At 64.1% G+C, this 24839-nt stretch carries 16 protein-coding genes; 8 read left to right on the forward strand and 8 right to left on the reverse strand.

Annotated features, from left to right (window positions below; translation table 11 throughout):
• Positions 1-140: 140 nt before the first annotated feature.
• From GWQ44_RS14285 to GWQ44_RS14295, 3 genes are all read right to left on the reverse strand, one after another.
• On the reverse strand, positions 141-1520 hold the full coding sequence (locus GWQ44_RS14285) for a DUF3999 domain-containing protein (protein WP_275927602.1): 1380 nt from the start codon (positions 1518-1520) through the stop codon (positions 141-143).
• Complete coding sequence (locus tag GWQ44_RS14290; RefSeq protein WP_275927603.1) at positions 1517-5146, reverse strand: DUF2339 domain-containing protein; 3630 nt, start codon at positions 5144-5146, stop codon at positions 1517-1519. The genes GWQ44_RS14285 and GWQ44_RS14290 overlap by 4 nt, the downstream gene beginning before the upstream one ends.
• Before the next feature lie 240 nt (positions 5147-5386).
• A complete protein-coding gene (locus GWQ44_RS14295) occupies positions 5387-7837 on the reverse strand; it encodes a glycogen/starch/alpha-glucan phosphorylase (protein WP_275927604.1) in 2451 nt (816 codons plus the stop codon).
• Between the two features lie 265 nt (positions 7838-8102).
• Here GWQ44_RS14295 and GWQ44_RS14300 point away from each other — a divergent pair, with 265 nt between their 5' ends.
• The gene (locus GWQ44_RS14300) at positions 8103-8546 is read left to right on the forward strand and encodes a YkgJ family cysteine cluster protein (protein ID WP_173655882.1); all 444 of its coding nucleotides are present in this window, start codon (positions 8103-8105) and stop codon (positions 8544-8546) included.
• 251 nt (positions 8547-8797) lie between these two features.
• Here GWQ44_RS14300 and typA read toward each other — a convergent pair whose 3' ends face one another.
• A complete protein-coding gene (gene typA, locus GWQ44_RS14305) occupies positions 8798-10618 on the reverse strand; it encodes a translational GTPase TypA (RefSeq protein WP_047301133.1) in 1821 nt (606 codons plus the stop codon).
• Between the two features lie 139 nt (positions 10619-10757).
• Positions 10758-12212, reverse strand: a complete 1455-nt coding sequence (gene thiI / locus GWQ44_RS14310; RefSeq protein WP_275927605.1) for a tRNA uracil 4-sulfurtransferase ThiI — start codon at positions 12210-12212, stop codon at positions 10758-10760.
• Between the two features lie 332 nt (positions 12213-12544).
• Here thiI and glnA point away from each other — a divergent pair, with 332 nt between their 5' ends.
• From glnA to GWQ44_RS14325, 3 genes are all read left to right on the forward strand, one after another.
• The gene (gene glnA / locus GWQ44_RS14315; RefSeq protein ID WP_016965623.1) at positions 12545-13951 is read left to right on the forward strand and encodes a glutamate--ammonia ligase; all 1407 of its coding nucleotides are present in this window, start codon (positions 12545-12547) and stop codon (positions 13949-13951) included.
• A gap of 134 nt (positions 13952-14085) precedes the next feature.
• On the forward strand, positions 14086-14640 hold the full coding sequence (locus tag GWQ44_RS14320; protein ID WP_275927606.1) for a chorismate mutase: 555 nt from the start codon (positions 14086-14088) through the stop codon (positions 14638-14640).
• A 75-nt stretch (positions 14641-14715) separates the two neighbouring features.
• Entirely contained in the window at positions 14716-15066 is a 351-nt protein-coding gene (locus GWQ44_RS14325; RefSeq protein ID WP_235436936.1) for a hypothetical protein, read from the forward strand.
• Positions 15067-15075: 9 nt separating this feature from the next.
• Here GWQ44_RS14325 and GWQ44_RS14330 read toward each other — a convergent pair whose 3' ends face one another.
• A complete protein-coding gene (locus GWQ44_RS14330) occupies positions 15076-16263 on the reverse strand; it encodes a CaiB/BaiF CoA-transferase family protein (protein WP_275927607.1) in 1188 nt (395 codons plus the stop codon).
• Between the two features lie 35 nt (positions 16264-16298).
• A complete protein-coding gene (locus tag GWQ44_RS14335) occupies positions 16299-18020 on the reverse strand; it encodes an acyl-CoA dehydrogenase family protein (RefSeq protein ID WP_275927608.1) in 1722 nt (573 codons plus the stop codon).
• 111 nt (positions 18021-18131) lie between these two features.
• Here GWQ44_RS14335 and GWQ44_RS14340 point away from each other — a divergent pair, with 111 nt between their 5' ends.
• Complete coding sequence (locus tag GWQ44_RS14340; RefSeq protein ID WP_275927609.1) at positions 18132-19031, forward strand: LysR family transcriptional regulator; 900 nt, start codon at positions 18132-18134, stop codon at positions 19029-19031.
• Positions 19032-19186: 155 nt separating this feature from the next.
• A complete protein-coding gene (locus tag GWQ44_RS14345) occupies positions 19187-20611 on the forward strand; it encodes an MFS transporter (protein WP_179598615.1) in 1425 nt (474 codons plus the stop codon).
• Here GWQ44_RS14345 and GWQ44_RS14350 read toward each other — a convergent pair.
• Positions 20594-21688, reverse strand: coding sequence for a trifunctional transcriptional activator/DNA repair protein Ada/methylated-DNA--[protein]-cysteine S-methyltransferase (locus tag GWQ44_RS14350; protein WP_047301119.1), 1095 nt, complete (start codon positions 21686-21688; stop codon positions 20594-20596). The two genes, GWQ44_RS14345 and GWQ44_RS14350, sit on opposite strands and share 18 nt — an antisense overlap.
• A gap of 363 nt (positions 21689-22051) precedes the next feature.
• Here GWQ44_RS14350 and glnL point away from each other — a divergent pair, with 363 nt between their 5' ends.
• Together glnL and ntrC are read left to right on the forward strand one after the other, a co-directional pair.
• Positions 22052-23137, forward strand: a complete 1086-nt coding sequence (gene glnL / locus GWQ44_RS14355) for a nitrogen regulation protein NR(II) (RefSeq protein WP_016963312.1) — start codon at positions 22052-22054, stop codon at positions 23135-23137.
• Positions 23134-24570, forward strand: a complete 1437-nt coding sequence (gene ntrC, locus GWQ44_RS14360; protein WP_016963311.1) for a nitrogen regulation protein NR(I) — start codon at positions 23134-23136, stop codon at positions 24568-24570. The genes glnL and ntrC overlap by 4 nt, the downstream gene beginning before the upstream one ends.
• The last annotated feature ends 269 nt before the right edge of the window (positions 24571-24839 follow it).

Consider the following 24839-nt stretch of genomic DNA (forward strand, 5'->3'; position numbering starts at 1 on the left):
GGAGGTTGAAAACCCGCGCAGTTTAACGCGAGTCGGGGCGCATTTCCTCCTCTCAGACAGGGAACTGGCAGATAGAGTTCAGGCGCCGGTTTTCAGCGTAGACGGATTCGTCGCGGGGGCGCTTGCCCCCGCCACGGTGATCAGGATCTGGCCGCCGGTTTGCGCAGCAGGCTCACCGCCATGCCGCCCAGGGCCAGCACCCCCAGCAGCAGCACGGCCCACAGGCCGATCTTCTTCCAGTCCGGCCCGCCGGCCACGGCGGCGGCCGGCGACGTAGCAGTGGCTGGCGGCAATGGCGTCGCGCCTTCGACCTTGGCCTGGCCCAGCTCCCTGAGGCGCTGCGGACTGTAATCGGGAATCAGGGTGCTCAGCGGCAGGTTGGCCGCCGTCGCGCTCGGGTTGCCCAGCGCCAGCGTGTAGGGCCCGGCGCCACGGGCCAGGAACACCAGCTGCGTACCGCGCACGGCAAACGCCAGGGTCGGCGCCTCGGCCCCCAGGCCACCGCCCCGCTCGTCCACCGCCAGTTTCAACTGCTGCACGGTCTGCCCCGGCACTTGCAGTTCGTTCTGCTGCACGTCCTGGCCATTCTGAGTCAGGCGGTACAGCAGGCCGTTGTTCAGGGTCTGCCAGGGCAGGCTGCTTTCACGGCGGCCATACAGGGTCGCCGGCGCCAGGGTGTTGGCCTCTTTGAGATCGATGCGCACCCGCTCGACATTCAGCCCCATGGGCAACTGCCAGGTGTATTCACCGGCCTTGGCGGCGGTGCCGCGCAGCGGCTGGGACCACACCAGCGGCGACGCCAGGCTGGTAGTGCTGCTGCTCTGCAGTTGTGTCGAGGTCAGCACCGGCGCCGATTGCGGGGTGTTCCACAGCAGGCGCAGGTAGCGCGCCGACTGCCCGGGCAAGGCCACTTCGTGCTGCTCAATCCGCTCGTCGGCGAATGACAGGCGCGCCACCTGACCGTCGCCCCAGGATTGCCAGTGCTGCAGGTCGTCGCTGGCCTCGATGCTGAAACGCTGGAAACCGTCGCGCTCGCTGGTCCAGTCCAGCACCAATTGCTGCAGCGGGGCCTTGATGCCACTGGCATCCAGCAGCCAGCCGCGCAGCACTTCCTCGCCGGCCTCCAACTGCGTGGCAGGCTGCACCTCCACCAGGGTGCCGTTGGCACTGGATTGCACCCGCACGCTGGGGGTGCTGTCGCCGGCTTGCGCCGAGCTGTACAGCGGGAACCACTTCACCTCGGTGAGGCTCTGCTGCTCGCGGGTCTGGGCCTGTTGACGGGCCAGGGCATAGGCCTGGGGCTCGCCGGCGGCGTTGAACACGCGAATATCCCGCAGATCGGTCTGGCTGGCATGCAGTTGCACGTCCAGCGGCAGCTCCAGGCGATACCAAGGCCCCTCGCCACTCAGGGTCAAGGGCACCTGGGACTTGAAGTCCCCCGGCTTGTCCTGGGCCACGGCGGACAGCGCCACACACAGGCTCACAGTGCCCAACCAGCCCAGGCTCAGCTTCGAACTCACGATGACACTCCTTCATCCAACGGTTTTCCGGGCGCGGATTCGGCCTCGGCGCGCTTGGGCGGCAATGGCGCGAAATAGCCCACCACCAGCAGCAGTCCCCCCACCCCGATGAACGAGACGATCCGCGCCAGTCCACCACGGTTGCTCAATTCCACCAGGAACAGCTTGGCCACCACCACGGCGATCAGCACCGCGCCGATCAGCCAGACTTCGCGGCGATGGCGCAGATGCCCGCCGATCATCAGGCCCAGGGCAATCAGGGTCCAGACGATGGATAGCCCGGCCTGGACCATCATCGACGCCAGCAAGGCATCGGCCTGGAACGGCACGCCGCTCCAATGATGGGCGGCGCGCATCACCAGCACGGTGAAGAAGGCGAACAGGGAAATCCCCGCCAGCAACGGCGCGCCGCGCTCGGCGTAATCGGCGCGGATCGCCAGTTGCTGCAGCGCACTGCGCGACCAGACATAGACGCCGAACAGGGCAAACAGCAGCCCCAGTTCAAGGGGGTTGAGCAGCGGCAGGTACGGCAACGGTTCGGCGCGACCATCGCTGAAGGTATTGGCCAGCCAGAACCAGCCCAGCATCAGCAGCGCCAGGGGCAGCGCGGCATACAGACGATATTCACGGGAATGCGCACTGACCGGCCAAGGCCAGGTTCGCGGCGCGGCCATCGCCACCAGATACAGGCTCGGCAGGATCGCCCAACCCAGCCAGCGCCAGGCGTTGTACTGCTCGGACAACAGCAGCAAGCCATAGCGCAGCTCCAGCGCCAGCACGCCGATCAGCAACCAGCAGCCCAGCACATGGGCGATGCTCAAGACCCGCTTCGGCAGCCAGGCTTCCAGGCGCCGCACACTGAAGAAGTGCACGGCGAACAACAGGGTCCAGGCCAGCCAGCCCAGATTCGCCGCCGGGTGATAGCGCGACGTCCAGGAGGCCAGCAGCACCAGGGCCCCCGCCGGTATCAACAGGCTGCACACCAGCCCCAGGGACTTCCACTGCAGGCGCCGGGCCAACAGCGCACAGAGCAGCACGCTGAGGGCAGTGATCAACAGCAACAGGCTCGCCTGCCAATGGGCCGGGGCGAAACGCAGCACTTCCTGGAGCCAGGTAAACGCCCACCAGCAAACGCCCCAGGCCAGCAGCAGATCGGACAGATGGCCCAGGCTCAAGGCGTCGAAGGCCGAGCCGTGATTGCCCCGCTGCAAGCGCCACGCCCCGAGCAATGCCGCCAGCGCCAGGACCATCGGCGTCCAGAAATCGCCATTGGCCAACGGCCGCACGCCCTCGACCAGGCCACTGAAGAAGCCGTCCGTGCCGGCCAGCAGAAAAGTACTACCGCCGATCACCTGCAACAGCAGGCCGAAGGCAAAACTGGCGCGCTGCTGCAGGTACAGGCTGAGCCAGATGATCAACAACCCACTGGCAGCCCAGACGCCGCTGGCGGTGCGCCAGGGCAGCACGAACAGCACCGCCAGGTTGATCATCATCAGCCCGGCCAGCAGCACCACCGACAAGCCCCGCAGCAGGCGCGGTTCATGGCGCACCATGTCGTTGCGCGCGGCCAGGAGCATGCCACCGACCAGGGTCAGGCCAATCAGCGAAGCGCTCATGAGGCCGCTCCAGCCGGCGTTGAATACCGCGCCGGCATCGCCGTCCGCGCCTTGCAGGCGCATCAGGAACAACCCTCCGCCCAACAGCTGCACGGCAAAGGCCGTGAACAGGAAGGTCCGCGATTGCAGGCGCAGGCCGACAAACAAGGTCCCCAGCCCAGCCAGGGCCCAACTGATGGCCGTGCCCTGGGTCAACAAGAACAGCGGCGCCAGCAGGTACAGGAAGCCCAGCCCGGCCACTGCCAGGATCGGCGCCATGCCCTGCTCCCAGCTCGCCGACCAGGCCTTATCGGCCCGGCGCAGTTGCTCGAAACTGAACAGCAACGCCGCGCCCAGCAACAGCGCGCCCAACGGCGCACCCTCCAACAGACTGGAATCGCCGGGGCGCAGCTCACTGAGGAAGGCCAGGGCCGAACCCAACTGCAGCAGCAGGGCGAAGACCCGGGCCAGGGGACGTTGCTGACGCAGGCCGAGCCAGAAGATCCCCGCGCCCTCCACCGCCCAGGCCGCGGACGTCCAGCGCGCATCCAGGCCCAGCGGAATGGCCAGGGTGGCGAAGATCACCCCCAGGGCCAGGCAGGTTTCACCGAGCAACAGCGCGCGACCGCCCATCAGCAGCCGTGCCAGGACCATGTAGATCAGGCCCAGGGCCAGGGCACTGAAAGAGGCGGCGAACGCCAGGTGCTGGACCAGCGCCAGTTGCAGGCCAAAGCCCACCAGCGGCGGACCGAACAGCAGGCTGCCGTCGACGTAGTCGCCCTTGCGCGCGGACCAGTGCAGCAGCGCCTGACGATCGGCGTCCGCCGGCGCATCGCTGAGTTCCAGCAACTTGCGCCGGGTAAACAGCAGACCGATGGCCAGGTACATGAAGAAGAACAGGATCAGGAACGGCTCGGTGCTCCACAGCAGCTCCGGGGTATAGGAACGCAGGCCCCAGGCCAGGCCGATGCCGAAGGTGCCGACAAAACCGATCAGGTTGAGCAGGCGCCAGGCCTTGAACCAGGCGATGGCCAGAATGCCGGCATTGAGCAGCGCGAAGTAGCTGAACAGCGCCACATGGCTGCCGGCACCGGTGGAGGTCAGGATTGGCGCGGCGAAGCCGCCGAGGGCCGCCGCGGCCGCCAGCCCCAGGGCATCCTGGGTGATGGCCAGAATCGCCGAAAACAGCGTGACCGCCACCAGCAGGCCCAGGGCCGCGGAAGGGTCGAGCAGCGGGTGCAGGCGCATGGCGGCGAACACCGTCAGGTACAGCACGGCGATGCCGGTGCCCTGCAGCATCAGGGCGTAGTTGCTGTTGCGCCGCCGCAGCCACCAGCCCAGCCCCAACAGGCCCAGGGAGCTGGCCGCGACCCCGGCGTAGCGCAGTTCGATGGGCACCACCATGCCTTCGGTGGCGTAGCGCAGCAGGAAGGCCAGGCCGAGGAACAGCAGCACCACGCCGACCCGCAGTACGGTGTTGCCGCCGAACAGCCAGTTGCGCGCCCCGCTGATGGCGCGCTCGATCAGGTTCGGCTCCTGCGGCTGCGCCACGGCAGGCTCACGGGCCGCTGCCTGGGGCTGCCAGACCGACTCCGGCAGCGGCTGGCTGGCTTCGTTTGCCGCACCGGGCGGCGGCGCGGCGGGCAACTCCCAGACCAGCTCGGGAGCCGGCGCTGCCGGTTCCACCGGCCGCACGTCGTCAAGAATGAATTCAGGCAGGTCCTGCAGGTCCGGCGCGGCGCTCAAGACGCTGCTTGCCTCGGCAGGTGGGTTGCTGACCTGGGGCTCTGCAAGCGCCTGGGCCGCGCCGTCGGGGCTTTCCAGCAGGGCCAGGCGCTGGCCCAGGGCTTCGAGGGTGCTTTTCGCCCGCTCCAGCTCACGGTGCTGGTCGAGCACCTGTCGCTGCAGGGCACCGAAACGAATGGCCAGGCCAAGCACCAGGCCCAGCAGCGCGCCAATCAGGGCGTCGCTGATGGACTGGTCGACGATCCAGCCCAGCAAGGCACCCAGCAGCATGAACATCCATTGCATGTGTCGATATCCCTAAGCGGTCCACGGACGGACGGGTACGGCGGTGTTGAGGTTTTCACCGGCACTCAGGCTCCGACCAATCACTGCAGGAGCCGGCGTGCCGGCGAAGATTTCTCCCCGATTGGAAGCCGAGCGCGGCCCAAAAGACACCCGATGGGAGATAAAATCGCCGCTCAGTATATCGACCCGACCCAACAAACGTTGGGCCTTGTGCACAGTTCAGGCATTTTTCCGGGCCCGTCAGTCCAGGGCCTTCCAGATTTCCGTGGCGTATTCGCGGATGGTCCGGTCCGAAGAGAACCAGCCCATGCGCGCCGTGTTGAGCACCGCCGAGCGCCACCATTCCTTGGAGTCGTGCCAGCGCTCCTCGACCCGGGCCTGGGCGTCCCAATAGGCGTCGAAATCGGCGCAGACCAGGAACCGGTCATAGTCGATCAGCGAATCGATCAGCCCGGTGTAGCGCGACGGATCATCCGGGGAGAACACCCCGCCGCGAATCGCCTGCAGCACATCGTTGAGCCGATGGGAGGCGGCGATGTCCGGCACCGCGCTGAATTCGCCATTGCGCTTGCGCGCCTCCACCTGCTGGGCACTGAGGCCGAAGATGAACATGTGTTCGGCGCCGACCTGCTCGCACATCTCGACGTTGGCGCCGTCCAGGGTGCCGATGGTCAGGGCGCCGTTGAGGCCGAACTTCATGTTGCTGGTGCCCGAAGCCTCGAAGCCGGCGGTGGAAATCTGCTCCGACAGGTCGGCGGCAGGAATGATGCTTTCCGCCAGGCTGACGTTGTAGTTGGGCAAAAACACCACCTTGAGCAAACCGCGCACGGTCGGATCGCTGTTCACCGTGCGGGCGATGTCGTTGGTCAGCTTGATGATCAGTTTGGCCTGGTGATAGCTGGCCGCCGCCTTGCCGGCGAAGATCTTCACCCGCGGCACCCAGTCGGTTTCCGGCTCGGCGCGGATTGCCTGATACAGCGCCACGGTGTGCAGCAGGTTGAGCAACTGGCGCTTGTACTCGTGGATGCGCTTGACCTGCACATCGAACAGCGCCGCCGGGTTGATGGCGATGCCCAGGCGCTCGTGGATCAGCGCCGCCAGGGCGCGCTTGCTGTGCAGGCGCTGCTCGGCGAACTGCTTGCGAAACGCCGGCTTCTCGGCAAAGGGCTCAAGCCCCCGCAACAGCTGCTCGGGGCTGTCCAGCAGTTCGGGACCCAGGGCATCCACCAGCATTTCGGTGAGGGGCGGGTTGGCCTGGTACAGCCAGCGGCGAAAGGTGATGCCGTTGGTCTTGTTGTTGATCCGCTCCGGGTACAGCTTGTGCAACTCGGAGAACACCGTGCTGCGCATCAGTTGGGTATGCAGGCCAGACACGCCATTGACGCTGTGGGAGCCGAGGAACGCCAGGTTGCCCATGCGCACCCGGCGCCCATTGTCCTCCTCGATCAGCGACACCGCCCGCAGCACGTCGAAATCGTGCAGGCCCTTGGCCCGCAAGGCATCGATGTGCTGGGCGTTGATCAGGTAGATGATCTGCATGTGCCGCGGCAGCATGCGCTCCATCAAGCCCACCGGCCAGGTTTCCAGGGCCTCGGGCAGCAGCGTGTGGTTGGTGTAGGCCAGGGTGTCCACGGTGATCTGCCAAGCCGCGTCCCAGGCGATGCCGTGCAGGTCCACCAGCTGGCGCATCAGCTCGGCCACGGCGATCGACGGATGGGTGTCGTTGAGCTGGATCGCCGCATGCTCGCCGAGGCTGAGCACCGAGTCGTGCATGTTCTTGTGGCGCCGCAGCAAGTCCTGCAGCGAGGCCGAGACAAAGAAGTATTCCTGGCGCAGGCGCAATTCCTGGCCGGCTTCGGTGCTATCGGCCGGGTACAGCACCCGGGAGATGCTCTCGGCCCGAGCCACTTCCGCCACCGCGCCCAAGTGGTCGCCGGCGTTGAAACGCTCCAGGTGCAGGTCTTCCATGGCCCGGGCCCGCCACAGGCGCAGGGTGTTGACGCTGGCCCCGCGCCAGCCCACCACCGGGGTGTCGTAGGCCACCGCGCGCACCGTCTCCGCCGGCCACCAGACCTGGCGCGTATTGCCCGCCTCGTCGGTCACGCTGTCGACACTGCCGCCAAAGCCGATGGAATAGATCACCTCGGGACGCTCGAACTCCCAGGGGTTGCCGAAATCCAGCCAGTGCTCGGTCTGCTCCTGCTGCCAGCCATCGACGATCGCCTGGCGGAACAGCCCGTGCTCGTAACGAATGCCGTAGCCGTGACCGGCCAGGCCCAGGGTCGACATGCTTTCCATGAAACACGCCGCCAGGCGTCCCAGGCCGCCATTGCCCAGGGCCGCGTCGGGCTCCAGCAGGCGAATGCGCTCCAGGTCCACCCCCAGGTCGGTCAGGGCTTCGCGGGCCACGTCCAGCAGGCCAAGATTGCTCAGGCTGTCGAACAAGAGCCGGCCGATGAGGAACTCCAGGGACAGGTAGTACACCCGCTTCTGCCCCTTGCGGTACATCTGCCGCGTGTGATCCATCCAGTGGTCGACCATGTGGTCCCGCGCGGCCAGGGCAATGGCCTCGAACCAGTCGTGGTCGAAGGCGTGGTCCGGATCTTTGCCGACCGCGTAGGTGAGTTTGGTCAAGACCGCTTCGCGAAAAGCGGCCACCTCAGCGTCACGAGCTAGGGGTTCCTGAGTCATCGATACGACCTCTGACGAGATACACAGTGAGCATGGAATGGTCTGAGCCTAGTCGGTCTGACACGAGGCGAAGGCTCTGGTTCGGCGCTGCTGCAAATGGCTCGGCTCAAGGGGGAGTCTTCGGCGCCTGCGGGGAAAAAGATGCAGATGCCGTGCCGCCGGGCGTAAATCCGACGCCCTCTAAGAAAAATCCGACCCAAAGTCGTTCAAAAATCCATCAGTCCCGGTATGATCGCGCGCCCTGGAACATGCCGGAATAACCACCTTGATGAAGTCCAACCTGATCGCCGCCGCGGAAATCGATCGTCTCGATACCTGGGCCAAATACTCCGCGCCCATGTGCGGTTCCTGCATGTCCAGCTGCTGCACGCTGCCGGTGGAAGTGAAGATCAAGGACCTGATCCGGATTGGCATCGTCGATGAATTCGAGCGCGGCGAGCCGGCGAAGAACATCGCCAAGCGCCTGCAGAAAGAAGGCATCGTCGAGCGCTACAACCAGAAATCGGAAATCTTCACCCTGCAGCGCATGAGCAACAACGATTGCCTGTATCTGGATCGTAAAAGCCGCCTGTGCACCATTTATGACAAGCGCCCGGACACCTGCCGCAACCATCCGAAGATCGGTCCGCGTCCGGGCTACTGCGCCTACAAGCCCAAGCCCCTGGAGCGTCCGACCAATACCAGCAGCCGGACCCTGGAACGCTTCTGAGCCCCTGCCCCTCAGGCTGGCTGGCACTGCTGTAGCCGCTGCCGAGCAGCGCGAGGCTGCGAACGGCTGCAAGGCAGCCGCAAGACGGCCAGCGCGGTAGCTCAGGCACTAGGCGCCGCCCGGGTTGACGGCCGCTGCGCGCCCGGGCGCAGCCTCGCAGGCTCGGCAGCGGCTACAGGTTTTCTCCAGGCGAAAAAAAACGCCCCCGGTCGCAAGACCGGGGGCGTTTTCATTCAGCCGGAACTAAAGACTCAGTTCTTGGCTTTCTTGGCAGCGCGGGTACGCTCGCCTTCGTCCAGGATCTTCTTGCGCAGACGAATGGACTTAGGAGTCACTTCGCACAGCTCGTCGTCCTGGATGAATTCCAGAGCCTGTTCCAGGGTGAAGCGAACAGGTGGAACCAGGGCGATGGTTTCGTCTTTGCCCGAAGCACGCATGTTGTCGAGCTTCTTGCCTTTGGTTGGGTTCACACCCAGGTCGTTGTCACGGCTGTTCAGACCAACGATCTGACCGTTGTAGATCTCCTGGCCGTGCTCGACGAACAGCTTGCCGCGCGCCTGCAGGGTTTCCAGGGAGTAGGTCAGGGCCTTGCCGGTTTCTACCGATACCAGTACGCCGTTCTGACGGCCGGACATGTGGCCGGACTTCATCGGAGCGTAGCGATCGAAGATCGAGGTCAGGATGCCTGCACCGTTGGTCAGGGTCAGGAACTGGTTACGGAAACCGATCAGACCACGGGCTGGAATGTTGTATTCCAGGCGTACACGGCCCTTGCCATCCGGAACCATGTTGCTCAGGTCGCCCTTACGCAGGCCCATTTCTTCCATGACCTTGCCCTGGGATTCTTCAGGGATGTCGATGGTGACGTTTTCGAACGGTTCCTGCTTCACGCCATCCACTTCACGGATGATCACTTCAGGACGGCCAACGCCCATCTCGAAGCCTTCGCGACGCATGGTTTCGATCAGTACCGACAGGTGCAGCTCACCACGGCCGGAAACCTTGAACTTGTCGGCCGAGTCGCCTTCTTCAACGCGCAGAGCAACGTTGTACAGCAGCTCTTTGTCCAGACGTTCCTTGATGTTACGGGAAGTCACGAACTTGCCTTCTTTACCGCAGAATGGCGAGTCGTTGACCTGGAAGGTCATGGAAACGGTTGGTTCGTCGACGCTCAGTGGCTTCATCGCTTCGACAACAGTCGGATCGCACAGGGTGTCGGAGATGAACAGCTCGTCGAAACCGCTGATGCAGACGATGTCGCCGGCAGCGGCTTCTTCAACGTCTACACGGTGCAGGCCGTGGTGACCCATCAGCTTGAGGATACGACCGTTACGGCGCTTGCCGTTGACGTCGATGGCCACAACCGGGGTGTTCGGCTTGACGCGACCGCGAGCGATACGGCCAACGCCGATCACACCCAGGAAGCTGTTGTAGTCCAGAGCGGAAACCTGCATCTGGAACGGACCGTCACGGTCAACGGCCGGCGCGGGTACGTTGTCGACGATCGACTGGTACAGCGGGGTCATGTCTTCGGCCATGTCGGTGTGGTCCAGACCGGCGATGCCGTTCAGGGCCGAGGCGTAGACGACTTTGAAGTCCAGCTGTTCTTCGGTGGCGCCCAGGTTGTCGAACAGGTCGAAGATCTGGTCCAGAACCCAGTCAGGACGCGCGCCCGGACGGTCGACCTTGTTGATCACCACGATTGGACGCAGGCCGGCTTCGAACGCCTTCTTGGTCACGAAACGGGTTTGCGGCATCGGGCCGTCTTGAGCGTCGACCAGCAGCAGCACGGAGTCGACCATGGACATTACGCGCTCAACTTCGCCACCGAAGTCGGCGTGGCCCGGGGTGTCCACGATGTTGATGTGGTAGCCGTTCCAGTTGATGGCGGTGTTTTTCGCCAGGATGGTAATACCGCGCTCTTTTTCCTGGTCGTTGGAGTCCATCACGCGCTCGTCGTTGAGCTCGTTGCGCTCCAGGGTGCCGGATTGACGCAGGAGTTTGTCTACCAGGGTGGTCTTACCATGGTCAACGTGGGCAATGATGGCGATGTTGCGTAGATTTTCGATCACTTGTGTATCTCGATCAGAGGATTCGGTGTGCTGACAAATGCTGGCAGCGATTAACAATAGAGTCAGGCCTGGCCGTTACAGCTGGACGGCGGCGTCGGGGGGCCGGTGACGCAAGCCACAGGCGAACATCCCCGGGCACTTAGCTCGGTCTATAAACGCGCACATTGGCATGTCCCTCACTGAGCAGATGGTGAGCATGCAGGCGACTCATGACGCCTTTGTCGCAATACAGCAGGTACTGGCGCGTAGGGTCCAGTTCCTTGAAGCGGGCGTTCAATGCATAGAACGGCAGCGCTTGTACTTCGATGCCAGCAAGCTCCAGCGGGTCGTCTTCCTGGGCATCCGGGTGACGGATGTCGATGACGATCTGACCGGCCAGCGCCTCGCTGACTTCTTCAATCTGCAAATCCTGGCCCAACTCGTCGATCACCCGATCGATCGGCACCAGCTTGGCCCGCTCGATCGCACGCTCGAGCACCGCCATATCGAATTCTTTCTCTTCATGCTCGACGCGATGGCGCTTGGCATGGGTCTTGGGGTTCACCGAGATGACCCCGCAGTACTCCGGCATGTGTTTGGCGAAGTCGGCGGTGCCGATCTGTTCGGCCAGGTCGATGATGTCTTGCTTGTGGCTGGCGATCAGCGGACGCAGCACCAGCTTCTCGGTCACGCAGTCGATCACCGACAGGTTCGGCAGGGTCTGGCTGGACACCTGGGAAATCGCCTCGCCGGTCACCAGTGCATCGATGTGCAGGCGGTCGGCGATGCTCGAGGCGGCACGCAACATCATACGCTTCAAAATGACGCCCATATGACTGTTGTCGACTTTGCCGAGAATTTCCCCGAGCACTTCCTCGAACGGCACGCTGACGAACAGCACGCGCTGGGAGCTGCCGTACTTCTTCCATATATAGTGCGCGACTTCCATCACGCCCAATTCGTGGACACGACCGCCCAGGTTGAAGAAGCAGAAATGGCTCATCAGGCCACGGCGCATGATCTGGTAGGCCGCCACCGTGGAATCGAAACCGCCGGACATCAGCACCAGGGTCTGTTCCAGGGCACCCAGCGGGTAGCCACCGATGCCATCGTGCTGGCTGTGGATCACGAACAACCGTTGGTCGCGAATTTCCATCCGCACTTCGATTTCCGGCTCTTTGAGGGAGATTCCGGCGGCGCCGCACTGCCGACGCAGCCGGCTGCCGACGTACTTTTCCACGTCCATGGAGCTGAATTCATGCTTGCCGGCACGCTTGCAGCGCACCGAGAAAATCTTCCCGGGCAAGGCCTCGCCGAAGTGCTGCTGGCACTTGGCGACGATGTCGTCGAAGTCGCCCAGCGGGTATTCGTCGACCTGCAGGAAGTGCGCGATACCGGGCATGCAGCAGAGGCGCTCGGCCAGCTCCTTCAGGGCCTTGGGCTCGCTGAGGGTGGTTTCCAGCTCAAGGTTGTCCCACACACCATTGACCACCACGGCCGGGTCCAGATCGCGGAGCACGGCACGGATGTTCTTGGCCAACTGACGGATGAAACGCATCCGTACCGGGCGGCTCTTGATGGTGATTTCCGGGAAAACTTTAACGATTAGTTTCATGAAAACTGTGCGCGCTGGGCCAGCCGAAAAAGGGGGGCGCGGATTATAGCGGAAATTGCTCAAGGTTTAACCAATTAATGTGCAGAAGGTTTTCGGTGCACCAAAACAGGTCATTTATCGAGTAAGGCGCTACATTGCAGTGCGCCACAGGCCGAAATTTAGCCGAATCCGCCGCACAAAGCCTGATTTTGGGGCAGAAAACCCATCACAGGGCACTGGCATGCAATTTGCTCCCTTGTGAGGCAGGTTGCCATGGCAGAGTATTCGCGCCGGCATCACCCACATTCTAAGGGCACTCCAACACCAAGCCCGAAGCCACCCCGGAGGACACTATGTCGAAGTCGGTTCAACTCATCAAAGATCATGACGTCAAATGGATTGATCTGCGCTTCACTGACACCAAGGGCACTCAACATCACGTGACCATGCCGGCCCGTGATGCGCTGGATGAAGACTTCTTCGAATCCGGCAAGATGTTCGACGGTTCCTCCATCGCTGGCTGGAAAGGCATCGAAGCCTCCGACATGATCCTGATGCCGGACGACGAAACCGCCGTGCTGGACCCGTTCACCGAAGAACCGACCCTGATCCTGGTCTGCGACATCATCGAACCTTCGAGCATGCAAGGTTACGATCGCGACCCACGGGCCATCGCCAAGCGCGCTGAAGAGCACCTGAAAGCCACCGGTATCGGCGACACCGTATTCGCCGGTCCAGAGCCAGAGTTCTTCATCTTCGACCAGGTGAAATTCAAGTCCGACATCTCCGGCTCGATGTTCAAGATCTACTCCGAACAAGGTTCGTGGATGTCCGACCAGGACATCGAAGGCGGCAACAAGGGCCACCGTCCAGGCGTCAAAGGCGGCTACTTCCCGGTTCCACCGTTCGACCACGACCACGAAATCCGTACCTCCATGTGCAACGCACTGGAAGAAATGGGCCTGACCGTTGAAGTTCACCACCACGAAGTGGCGACTGCCGGCCAGAACGAAATCGGCGTCAAGTTCAACACCCTGGTGAAGAAAGCCGACGAAACCCAGACCCTGAAATACGTCGTGCACAACGTGGCCGACGCCTACGGTCGCACCGCCACCTTCATGCCTAAGCCACTGTACGGCGACAACGGCTCGGGCATGCACGTGCACATGTCGATCTGGAAAGACGGCAAGAACACCTTCGCTGGCGAAGGCTATGCCGGCCTGTCCGATACCGCTCTGTACTTCATCGGCGGCATCATCAAGCACGGTAAGGCCCTGAACGGTTTCACCAACCCGGCTACCAACTCCTACAAGCGTCTGGTTCCAGGCTTCGAAGCCCCGGTGATGCTGGCCTACTCGGCACGCAACCGTTCCGCTTCGATCCGTATTCCTTACGTTTCGAGCCCTAAAGCCCGCCGTATCGAAGCCCGTTTCCCGGACCCGGCTGCCAACCCGTACCTGGCCTTCGCCGCTCTGCTGATGGCCGGCCTGGACGGTATCCAGAACAAGATCCACCCTGGCGACGCCGCTGACAAAAACCTGTACGACCTGCCGCCTGAAGAGGCCAAAGAGATCCCACAGGTTTGCGGCAGCCTGAAGGAAGCCCTGGAAGAGCTGGACAAAGGTCGTGCGTTCCTGACCAAAGGCGGCGTTTTCAGCGACGACTTCATCGACGCCTACATCGCCCTGAAAAGCGAAGAAGAGATCAAGGTCCGTACCTTCGTACACCCACTGGAATACGAGCTGTACTACAGCTGCTGATCCGCTAGCGCCGGCGCAAGCCGCGTGATCGAGAGGCCTCCTTCGGGAGGCCTTTTTTATGCCCGCCCATTGGCCCGACCCGGGGTGGTTGCGTGCATCATGGGCGTCCTCCTTCCCATCAGCCGAGCCCGCCCATGACTTCGCGCCTCAACCTGTGCCTCGCCCTGACCTGCAGCCTGCTCACCAGCGCCGCCTGGGCCAACGATGCACCGCAAACCCTCGCCCCACTGCTGCAGAGCATCAGTGAGCGCCTGACCATGGCCGATCAGGTGGCCCTGAGCAAATGGGACAGCCACAAGGCGGTGGAGGACCGCCCTCGGGAACAGCAGGTGATTGCCGGTGCCACGGCCCAGGCCGCCACCTATCACCTGAGCGAAGAAACGGTCGGGCAGTTCTTCGCCGCCCAGATCGAAGCCAACAAGCTGGTGCAATACGCCCGACTCTCGGCCTGGCACCTGCAAGGCCGGGCGCCGGACACCCCGCGCCAGGACCTGGCCGGACAGATCCGCCCACAACTCGATCAGTTACAAAAACGCCTGCTGCAGCAACTGGCTGACTTCGCCCCGTACCAGACCGACCCGCAATGCCCGCAATGGCTGGCCCGGGCCAATCAGGCCGCCAGCAACGACCCTTTGCGGCAGCTGACGATGGTCCGCGCCACCGCCGAGTTATGTGTGTTCAAAGGTTAACCACGCCCGCGCCATGCCCGGTCGCACCCTATGCTGGAGCCTTTCAACCGCAGCCCTTCAACGAGCGGACTCAGCATGATGCGCATTGCTGCCTTTTGCCTGCTGTGGATAACAGCCCTGCCCGCCTGCGCAGAGCCCTATGCGCAATTGCAGGTGCTCGGCGTGCCCGAGCACGGCGCGCTGCGGGCCAACAACGGTAGCTTCAATGTGCGGGTGCTATTGGCCCCGGACCTGCAACCGCAGCATCGTCTGCGCCTGCTGCTGGACGATCAGGCGTATGGCGCCACCAGCCGGGGCCCCGAGCTGGCGCTGGTGAACATCGACCGTGGCCAACATCGCCTGGCGGTGCAGATCCTTGAGGGCACGCGGGTGCTGCAACAGAGCCCGAGCATCACCTTCACCCTGCTGCGCGCCCACCGTCGCTGATCAGGGGCCTCAGCCGCGCACCACGCCACTGGCCAGCAATTTGGCAATCGTCGGCTCATCCAGCCCCAATCCCTGCAGCACCGCGCGGGTGTCCTGGCCCAACCTGGGTGGCGCAGTGCGATAGCTGGCCGGCGTTCGCGAGAGCTTCACCGGTGAACCAACGCCGCGATAATCGCCTATCTCCACCAGCAGGCCGCGATGCCGGGTATGGGGATGAGCCACCACCTGGTCCACCGTGGCGATCGAGCCGCACGGCACCCCCAGGCCAATCAACCGCGGCGCCAGCGCGGCCCCATCGTGAGCGGCCAGATGCTGCTCCAGCGCCTGCTTCAAGGCCTCGCGATTAACCGAGCGCTGGCCGTTGTCGGTAAAGCGCGGGTCCTCCAGCAACGCGCCGGCCCCCAGTTCCTGGCACAGCCGGGCGAACTGGCGGTCGTTGCCCACCGCCAGGAAAATCGGCTCGCCCGCGGTACGGTAGCTGTCATAGGGAGCGATGTTGGGATGGGCGTTGCCCGTGCGTTTGGGCGTGTTGCCGGCGGCGAAGTAGTTCGGCAAATGAGGATGCAGCAAGGACACGCCGCAATCGTACAGGGAGATGTCCAGCGACTGCCCGCGGCCGCTGCGCTGGCGCTCGTTGAGGGCCAGCAGGATCCCCGCCAGGGCATTCAGGCCGGTGACCATATCGACAATCGGCAAGCCGATGCGCAGCGGCCCGCCCTCGCCTTCGCCGTTGACGCTCATCAAGCCGGCCATGGCCTGGATCACCGCGTCGTAACCAGGCAGCCCGCCCAGCGGGCCATCGGCGCCAAAGCCGGAAATTCCGCAGTGGATCAATGCCGGAAAGCGCAAGCTCAGCACCTCCTCGAAACCGATGCCCCAACGCTGCAGGGTGCCCGGCTTGAAGTTCTCGATCAGTACATCGGCGCCTTCCAGCAACTGCATCAGCAGTTCCAGGCCTGCGGGGCGCGACAGGTCGACCGCAATCCCCTGCTTGTTGCGGTTGATACCGCGAAAGTACGAGGCGTCATCACCTTCGAACGGCGGCCCCCAACCACGGGTCTCGTCACCACTCAAGGGCTCCAGCTTGATCACTTCGGCGCCATGGTCAGCCAGGGCCTGGGAACAGTAGGGACCGCCCAGCACGCGGCTGAGGTCGATGATTTTCAGGCCCGCCAGGGCCCCTTGGGCTTGCTTCATGTGAGGACTCCGGAAAATCGGCAAAGGGCGCGCCTTCAGGCCGGCAGCAATTGCATGGCTTCGGCCTGGGACAACGGGCCTTCATTGGCCAGCCGCGCCAGCAGTTCGGCATCGATAACCGGTTCCAGGCTCAGGGGATCGCGCGGCAGGACCTTGTGCGCCAGCACCAGGTGAGCCAGGGCCAGGCGCCGATAATCCGCGGCCTGGCGCGTGGCCTCCCAGGCCATGAAGATCGCGCTGGTCAGGTGATAGAGCACACTGCCGGCCTGACGCACCTGTTCGTCCCGGCGCTGTTGCGCCACCGTATGAAAGCTGGTCACAGTGCGCAGCAGCGCCGAGTCGAACAGCTTGCGGCTGGCTTCCGGCAAATCGGCCTCGGCCAAAAGCCCGGCCAGATAGCCCTGCAACGGCTCCAGCGCCTGCTCCCGGGTCGCCGCCCGGGCTATGTCCAGGGCGACGATGTTGCTGGTGCCCTCCCAGATCGACCCCAGGTGGGCATCACGCACCAGCCGGGCATCGCTCCACTCCTCGATGTAGCCGACCCCGCCTCGCACCTCCATGGCATCGCCGGTCACCCGGCGCGCATCGCGGCAGGCGCGGAACTTGATCAGCGGCGTAAGAATCCGCACGCACTTGCGCGCCATCTCCTCGCCGCCATCGGCCCGGGGCAGCAAGGTGGCGATCTGCATGAACATCGAGCGCGCCTGTTCGGTAGGCAGCATCATCTTCAGCAACTGGCGCTGCATCAGCGGCATCTCGATCAAGTACTTGCCAAACGCCCGACGTTGACGGGCGATGTACAGCGCCTCGCTCAGGCCCCGGCGCATCAGCCCCGCCGCGCGCACGCCGTTGGACAGGCGCGACATGTTGATCATGTCGGCCATCTGTTGAAAGCCGCGGCCGACCTCACCGATCAGGTAGGCCGTGGCGCCTTCCAGAGTGATCTCACCGCTGGCCATGGAACGGCTGCCCAACTTGTCCTTCAGGCGCTGGATCCGGTACAGGTTGCGCGAACCATCGGGCAGCACTTTCGGCAGCAGGAACAGGGTCACCCCGGCCATGCCGGACGGTGCGTCTTCCGGCCGTGCCAGGACCATGGCCAGGTCCGCGTCCGGGTTGGAACAGAACCATTTCTCGCCATACAGGCGCCACTGGCCCTCTTCCAGCCGGGCACGGGTTTCGGTGCGTGAGACGTCGGAGCCGGCGGCTTGCTCGGTCATGAACATCGCCCCCTGGAACAGCTCGTCGAAATCCTGGGACTGCAACTGCGGCAGGTAGCGCTGCACCAGCTCGGGCGCGCCGAACTTGCGCAGCGTGCGGGTCAGGGAGTCGGTCATGCTCACCGGGCAGCACAGGCCGAACTCGGCCTGGACGAACAGGTAGGTCAGGGCGTACTTGACCAGCGGCAGCGGAGCATCGGGGCGATGGCTCATGGCGGCCAGGCCCAGTTCGGCGTAGGCCACCCGCTCCAGGGCCACGTAGTCCGGGTGCTTGGCAATGCTTTGCAGGTTCTCGCCGCGCCGGGTACGGGGCTGCAACACCGGCGGGTGCTTGTCGGCGCACAGGGCCAGCACATCCAACTCGCCACCGGCCCGGGCGCCCAGGCGCTGCAGGGTCGGCAACCACCGCTGATAGACCGCCGGCGGCAGATAGACCTGGAGCAGCGCGGCCAGGCCGGCGTCACATGCAAACAGGTTGATGCCACGGCTGTCGGGGATATTCAGGCTGTCTTCGATGGGGCGGGGCTCGGCGGTCATGGCGCGTCTCCTGGTTTTTTTAGGCCGAGACTAGAGTCGCCATCGATAACTATCTAATACAAAATCCATCAACTACGATAAGAAAATCATATCGTAGAGGGCAGCCTCCCCATGGACCTCAAACAACTGCGCTACTTCGTCGCCGTGGCCGAGGAACTGCACTTCGGGCGCGCCGCGGAGCGGCTGTGCATTTCGCAACCGGCGCTGAGCTTCGACATCAAGAAGCTTGAAGGGCAGTTGGACATCCAGTTACTCAACCGCAACAACAAGTCCGTGAGCCTGACCAACGCCGGCCAGGTGCTGCTGGGCGAAGCGCGCTACCTGCTGCTGCGGGCCGACCAGGCTCGGCGCCTGACCCAGCGCTCGGCCGAAGGTTTTGCCGGGCGCCTGAGCCTGGGCTTCGTCAACTCGATCCTGCACCGTGGCCTGCCCCAGGCGGTCAAGACCTTCGAGCGCGATCATCCGGACACCGAGATCGTGCTGATGGAAATGAACAGTGCCGACCAGGCTCAGGCCCTGCAACGCGGGCAGATCGATATCGGCTTCGTTCACGCCGGCACCTTCGCCGCCGGCATCCACAGTGAAACCCTGCTGACCGAACCCTTTCTCTGCTGCCTGCCCCAGGCTCACCCGCTGGCCGGGCAGGCGCGGGTCGACCTGAAACAGTTGGCCCATGATGATTTCATCCTGTTTCCACGGGAGGTTTCGCCGCACTACCACGACCTGATCATCGCCCGCTGCGTGGCCGCCGGGTTCAGCCCGCGCATTCGCCACGAAACCCGGCTCTGGCAAACCGTGGTGGCGATGGTGGCCCATGAGATGGGGGTGGCACTGGTGCCCCAGACCCTGGCCCTGCTCGGCCAATCGGGGGTGACGTGCTGCGAGATTGAAGGTCAGGGCGCGCCTTCGGAGATTCTGGCGATCCATCTGCCGGACAAACCCTCGGCCGCCGCCGACAGTTTCCTCGCCTTGTTCAGATCCTTGCTGCAACCGCCAGCCACCCAGGTCTGAGCGCTGCCCGGCGATACGAAATCACGTATCAAACCATAAGATTTAATCATTATATTTTTCGATTCCTGCCTGTATAGGCTCCCAGCGGTCGGGTCTTGCATGAAGCCCATGCGCCCTGCCGGTGCGCCCATAACAATAACAAGCAGGAGTTGCACATGACCGCCGCCCTGGAAGCTGCCGCCCACAAGAAAGCCCGCAAGGCGGGCATCGCCTCGTTCATCGGCACCACCATCGAGTGGTACGACTTCTACGCCTACGGAATTGCCGCCGCCCTGGTGTTCGGCAAAGTCTTCTTCCCCGCCGACCTGCCCCCGGGCACCGCGACCCTGCTGTCCTTCCTGACCCTGTGGGCCGGCTTTGTCGCTCGCCCCATCGGCGGCATCATCTTCGGCCACATGGGCGACAAGATAGGCCGCAAGACCACCCTGGTGATCACCCTGATCATGATGGGCGTAGCCACCACCTGCATCGGCCTGCTGCCCAGCTACCTGCAGATTGGCATCTGGGCGCCCATTGCCCTGGTGACCCTGCGCATCATCCAGGGCATCGCGGTGGGCGGCGAATGGGGCGGGGCGATCCTGATCGCCAGCGAAAGTGCGCCCAAGGGCAAGGGGATCCTCTATGCCGCCTTCGCCCAACAGGGCTCACCGGCCGGCAACCTGCTGGCGACCCTGGTGTTCTTCGCCCTCAGCGCCCTGCCCGCGCCGGACTTCCTGCTCTGGGGCTGGCGCATTCCGTTCCTGCTCTCGGCACTGCTGGTGATCGTCGGCATGGTCATCCGCCTCAAGCTCGAAGAGTCCGATGACATGCAACGCCTGATGGCGCAGAAAAAGACCGTCAAACTGCCGATTCTCGAAGTGCTGCGCGACCACTGGCGCCTGGTGCTGCTGGGCGCCGGGGTGCTGCCGATCATCCACGTCACCTACTTCAAGAGCACCTTTGCCCTGTCCTGGGCCACCAAGGAGCTGGGCTACAGCCAGAGCAGCTTCCTCAGCGTGATCGTCATCGCCCTGGTGGTGCAGTTCATTACCCAACCCCTGGGGGCGGTGCTGGTGTCGCGCATCGACATGCGCAAGGCCATGGTGCTGATGGTGGTGCCGGAGCTGTTGCTGATGCCGGCGATGTTCTTCGCCGTGGAAACCGGCAACTACTGGATTGCCGTGCTCGGCATGTGCCTGGCCACGGTGCCCCACTCGATGTTCTATGGCGCGGTGGGCGGCATCCTGGCCCGCGCCTTCCCAACCCGGGTGCGCTACAGCGGGCTGTCGATCTCCTACCAGCTGTGCTCGTTGCTGGTCGGCGGCGCCACCCCGATGCTGGCGCAAAGCATCCTCAATGGCACCGGCAGCATCATCGGCGTGGCCATCGCCTCGGCCTGCTACGCCCTGGTTTCGCTGCTGTGCATGCTGGCCCTGCTCAAGCGCATCGGCCACAACGCCGCCGAACTGTCCACGGCAGAACAGGCGGATGCTGACGAACTGGCGCGCGAAGCCAATCACCAGGGTTCGGCTCAGTGGCCTGTGGATAAGCTTCCAGCCGCCGCGGCCACTCCCGCGCCCCCTTTACAACCCGCTCGCTGACCCACCGGCCAAAGGGCGCAAGCGGCGCTCATGCTCCAGTAGCCAGCGCTTGCGCCACAATCCGCCGCCGTAGCCGGTGAGCGTGCCGTCGCTGCCGATCACCCGGTGGCAGGCAATGACGATGGCGATCTGATTGGCGCCGTTGGCCCGGGCCACCGCGCGCACCGCCGATGGCGAACCGATCCGGCTCGCCACCTCGGCATAACTGCAGGTGCTGCCCAGGGGAATGGCGCGCAAGGCCTGCCATACCGTGCGCGTGAAGGGCGAGGCGTTCATCGCCAGAGGCGTGTGGAAACCGCCCGGCTCACCGGCAAAATAACGCTGCAGTTCGGCCTCGATCTGGTCGATCGGGGCGAAACGCCCGAAACCTATGCTGGAACCGCTGCGCTTTTGCAGGGCCTGCAGCTCACTGGCCAGCGCCGGGCGATCGAAGAACTCCAGCAGATGCAGGACCTGGGCGTCGGCCACCGCCAGCATCACGCCGATGGGGGTTTGCAACCAGTCCACCTTGAGCAGCTCGCGCCCCCGCAGGTTCGACGGCGGCTGGCCGGCCAGACGGGAAAAAGCCCGGCGAAAGCCGCTGTCGGAATCAAAGCCGGCGCTGATCTGCGCCGCAATCACCGACTCTCCGCCTGCCAGCTGCTGCATGCCCTGGCCCATGCGCCGCAGGCGGGCCATTTCCAGGAAAGTCACCCCAAAGTAGCGCTTGAAGGCGCGACGCACAGTGGACGGGTCCAGCCCCAGCCGGGTCAGATCGTCTTCGTACCAGCGACGTTCGGGGTCGCCGTGCAGTTGCTCCAGCAGGGTCTGGACCCAGGGTTCCTGCACCCCGGCCCGTTCCAGCGGACGACAACGCAGACAGGCACGAAACCCGGCTTCGACACAGCCCTTGATCGAACCGAAAAACACCGTGTTCTCGCGCTTGGGCTTGCGCGCGGCGCAGGTCAGGCGGCAGAACACCCCCGTGCTCTTGACCCCGACGAACGCAAAGCCCTCATAAGCCGGGTCGCGGTCCAAAAGGGCCTGATACAGGGTGTCGTCATCGGGGAGCTGGAACAGCAAAGTGGCGTTTTCCATGGCCGCATCCTAAACCTTGAAGCGTCGGGTTCGAGCACTCTAAACCCACGCTCTATGCGCTGCCGCTGAAAAACGGGCGTTGATTCTCGCCGATCCGGGCAGCCGCCAAGCGCCCTGACGATTCATGCACTATATTGGTGCAACAGCGTGCACCGACAGACCATTCCCAGCCCATTTTGGTTCGAAAATACCCGGCAAAGCTGGCAAAGCGCCACGTAAGCGGGCTTCAAACGCCTGTTTCAGGGCGCTAACGCTTCTTTTCGGAGCCTTGGTTTGGTTTTTGCATTTTCTCCACATCAGCGCTTTAACCCCGCGCGCGATCCCGGACCGGCTCCGGCTCGCCCTGCTCCAAAAGAGGTCCGAATGACCATCAGCGACCCACTGCACCGTCTGCTTCTGGACAACCTGACCACCGCCACCATTCTGCTCAACGCCGACCTGCGCCTTGAGTACATGAACCCGGCGGCGGAGATGCTGCTGGCCATCAGCGGCCAGCGCAGCCATGGGCAATTCATCAGCGAGCTGTTCACCGAATCCGCCGAGGCCCTGAGCTCCCTGCGCCAGGCGGTGGAACAGGCGCATCCGTTTACCAAGCGCGAAGCCATGCTCACCGCCCTCACCGGCCAGACCCTGACCGTCGACTACGCGGTAACGCCGATCCTCAGCAATGGCGACACCTTGCTGCTGCTGGAAGTCCACCCCCGGGACCGGCTGCTGCGCATCACCAAGGAAGAGGCCCAGCTGTCCAAGCAGGAAACCAGCAAGATGCTGGTGCGCGGCCTGGCCCACGAAATCAAGAACCCGCTGGGCGGGATTCGCGGCGCCGCCCAATTGCTGGCTCGCGAGCTGCCCGAGGAAAGCCTCAAGGACTACACCAACGTCATCATTGAAGAGGCCGACCGCCTGCGAAACCTGGTGGACCGCATGCTCGGCTCGAACAAGCTGCCGTCCCTGGCGCCGACCAACATCCACGAAGTGCTGGAGCGGGTCAGCAGCCTGGTGGAAGCCGAAAGCCAGGGCTGCATCACCCTGGTGCGCGATTACGACCCGAGCATTCCGGACGTGCTGATCGACCGCGAGCAGATGATCCAGGCGGTGCTCAACATCGTGCGCAACGCCATGCAAGCCATCAGCAGCCAGAACGAAATGCGCCTGGGGCGCATCACCCTGCGCAGCCGCACCATGCGCCAGTTCACCATCGGCCATGTGCGTCATCGCCTGGTGACCAAGATCGAAATCATCGACAACGGCCCGGGCATTCCCGCCGAGCTGCAGGACACCCTCTTCTTCCCCATGGTCAGCGGCCGCCCGGACGGCACCGGGCTGGGCCTGGCCATTACCCAGAACATCATCAGCCAGCACCAGGGCCTGATCGAATGTGACAGCCATCCCGGCCACACCACCTTCTCGATCTTTCTGCCTCTGGAACAAGGAGCCCCATCGACATGAGCCGTAGTGAAACCGTGTGGATCGTCGATGACGACCGTTCTATCCGTTGGGTCCTGGAAAAAGCCCTGCAGCAGGAAGGCATGACCACCCAGAGCTTCGACAGCGCCGACGGGGTGATGAGTCGCCTGGCGCGCCAGCAGCCGGACGTGATCATTTCCGACATTCGCATGCCCGGTGCCAGCGGCCTCGACCTGCTGGCGCGGATTCGCGAGCTGCACCCGCGCCTGCCGGTGATCATCATGACCGCGCATTCGGACCTGGACAGCGCGGTCGCCTCCTACCAGGGCGGGGCCTTCGAGTACCTGCCCAAGCCGTTCGATGTCGATGAAGCGGTGTCGCTGGTCAAGCGCGCCAACCAGCACGCCCAGGAGCAGCAGGGCCTGGAAGTGGCACCGACCCTGGCCCGCACCCCGGAAATCATCGGCGAAGCGCCGGCGATGCAGGAGGTGTTCCGCGCCATCGGCCGCCTGAGCCACTCCAACATCACCGTGCTGATCAACGGCGAGTCCGGCACCGGCAAGGAGCTGGTGGCCCATGCCCTGCATCGCCACAGCCCGCGGGCGGCCTCGCCGTTCATCGCCCTGAACATGGCGGCGATCCCCAAGGACCTGATGGAATCCGAGCTGTTCGGCCATGAAAAAGGCGCCTTCACCGGCGCCGCCAACCTGCGCCGTGGACGCTTCGAACAGGCCGACGGCGGCACGTTGTTTCTCGACGAGATCGGCGACATGCCGGCCGATACCCAGACCCGCCTGCTGCGGGTCCTGGCCGACGGCGAGTTCTACCGGGTCGGTGGCCACACGCCGGTCAAGGTCGACGTGCGGATCATCGCCGCGACCCACCAGAACCTGGAAACCCTGGTGCACGCCGGCAAGTTCCGCGAGGACCTGTTCCACCGCCTCAATGTGATCCGCATCCATATCCCGCGCCTGTCGGACCGCCGCGAAGACATCCCGACCCTGGCCAAGCACTTCCTCAGCCGCGCCGCCCAGGAACTGGCGGTGGAACCCAAGCTGCTGAAGAACGAAACCGAGGAATACCTGAAGAACCTGCCGTGGCCGGGCAACGTGCGCCAGCTGGAGAACACCTGTCGCTGGATCACCGTCATGGCCTCGGGGCGCGAGGTGCACATCAGCGACCTGCCGCCGGAGCTGCTCAGCCTGCCCCAGGATTCGGCACCGGTGACCAACTGGGAACAGGCCCTGCGCCAGTGGGCCGACCAGGCCCTGGCCCGTGGGCAATCGAGCCTTTTGGACAGCGCGGTGCCGAGTTTCGAGCGGATCATGATCGAAACCGCCCTCAAGCACACCGCCGGCCGCCGCCGCGACGCCGCTGTGCTGCTGGGCTGGGGCCGCAACACCCTGACTCGCAAGATCAAGGAGCTGGGGATGAAGGTCGACGGTGGCGACGAGGACGAAAGCGAAGAAGGCTGAAGCCCCGCCCCACGGCACGTAGGAGCTGGCTTGCCAGCGAAAAGACCCCTGAGCCTTGCAGAGCGCTGACCGGCGCTTTCGCCGGCAAGCCGGCTCCTACGACGAGGATGTGCGTGCACCAGGATGGGGTGCATGCACTGCCCGAAGGCGCGCTGCAGCGCCATCGATCCTGGGCACACCCCGGGCCTCAGCGCTGAAAAGCCCTCCGTCGAAAACCCAAAAGCCCCGGATTACGGGGCTTTCAACTTTTTTCACGGCAGCACACGCGG

Origin of the sequence: Pseudomonas sp. 3MA1, from assembly GCF_029237275.1 — a bacterium.
Taxonomy (GTDB): domain Bacteria; phylum Pseudomonadota; class Gammaproteobacteria; order Pseudomonadales; family Pseudomonadaceae; genus Aquipseudomonas; species Aquipseudomonas fluorescens_AP.

Excerpts from the sequence above, each read along its gene's own strand:
- GWQ44_RS14290 (WP_275927603.1), bottom strand. The coding sequence starts at position 5,146 with ATGCAATGGATGTTCATGCTGCTGGGTGCCTTGCTGGGCTGGATCGTC.
- GWQ44_RS14295 (WP_275927604.1), bottom strand. The coding sequence starts at position 7,837 with ATGACTCAGGAACCCCTAGCTCGTGACGCTGAGGTGGCCGCTTTTCGC.
- thiI (WP_275927605.1), bottom strand. The coding sequence starts at position 12,212 with ATGAAACTAATCGTTAAAGTTTTCCCGGAAATCACCATCAAGAGCCGC.
- glnA (WP_016965623.1), top strand. The coding sequence starts at position 12,545 with ATGTCGAAGTCGGTTCAACTCATCAAAGATCATGACGTCAAATGGATT.
- GWQ44_RS14320 (WP_275927606.1), top strand. The coding sequence starts at position 14,086 with ATGACTTCGCGCCTCAACCTGTGCCTCGCCCTGACCTGCAGCCTGCTC.
- GWQ44_RS14325 (WP_235436936.1), top strand. The coding sequence starts at position 14,716 with ATGATGCGCATTGCTGCCTTTTGCCTGCTGTGGATAACAGCCCTGCCC.
- GWQ44_RS14330 (WP_275927607.1), bottom strand. The coding sequence starts at position 16,263 with ATGAAGCAAGCCCAAGGGGCCCTGGCGGGCCTGAAAATCATCGACCTC.
- GWQ44_RS14335 (WP_275927608.1), bottom strand. The coding sequence starts at position 18,020 with ATGACCGCCGAGCCCCGCCCCATCGAAGACAGCCTGAATATCCCCGAC.
- GWQ44_RS14340 (WP_275927609.1), top strand. The coding sequence starts at position 18,132 with ATGGACCTCAAACAACTGCGCTACTTCGTCGCCGTGGCCGAGGAACTG.
- GWQ44_RS14345 (WP_179598615.1), top strand. The coding sequence starts at position 19,187 with ATGACCGCCGCCCTGGAAGCTGCCGCCCACAAGAAAGCCCGCAAGGCG.
- GWQ44_RS14350 (WP_047301119.1), bottom strand. The coding sequence starts at position 21,688 with ATGGAAAACGCCACTTTGCTGTTCCAGCTCCCCGATGACGACACCCTG.
- glnL (WP_016963312.1), top strand. The coding sequence starts at position 22,052 with ATGACCATCAGCGACCCACTGCACCGTCTGCTTCTGGACAACCTGACC.
- ntrC (WP_016963311.1), top strand. The coding sequence starts at position 23,134 with ATGAGCCGTAGTGAAACCGTGTGGATCGTCGATGACGACCGTTCTATC.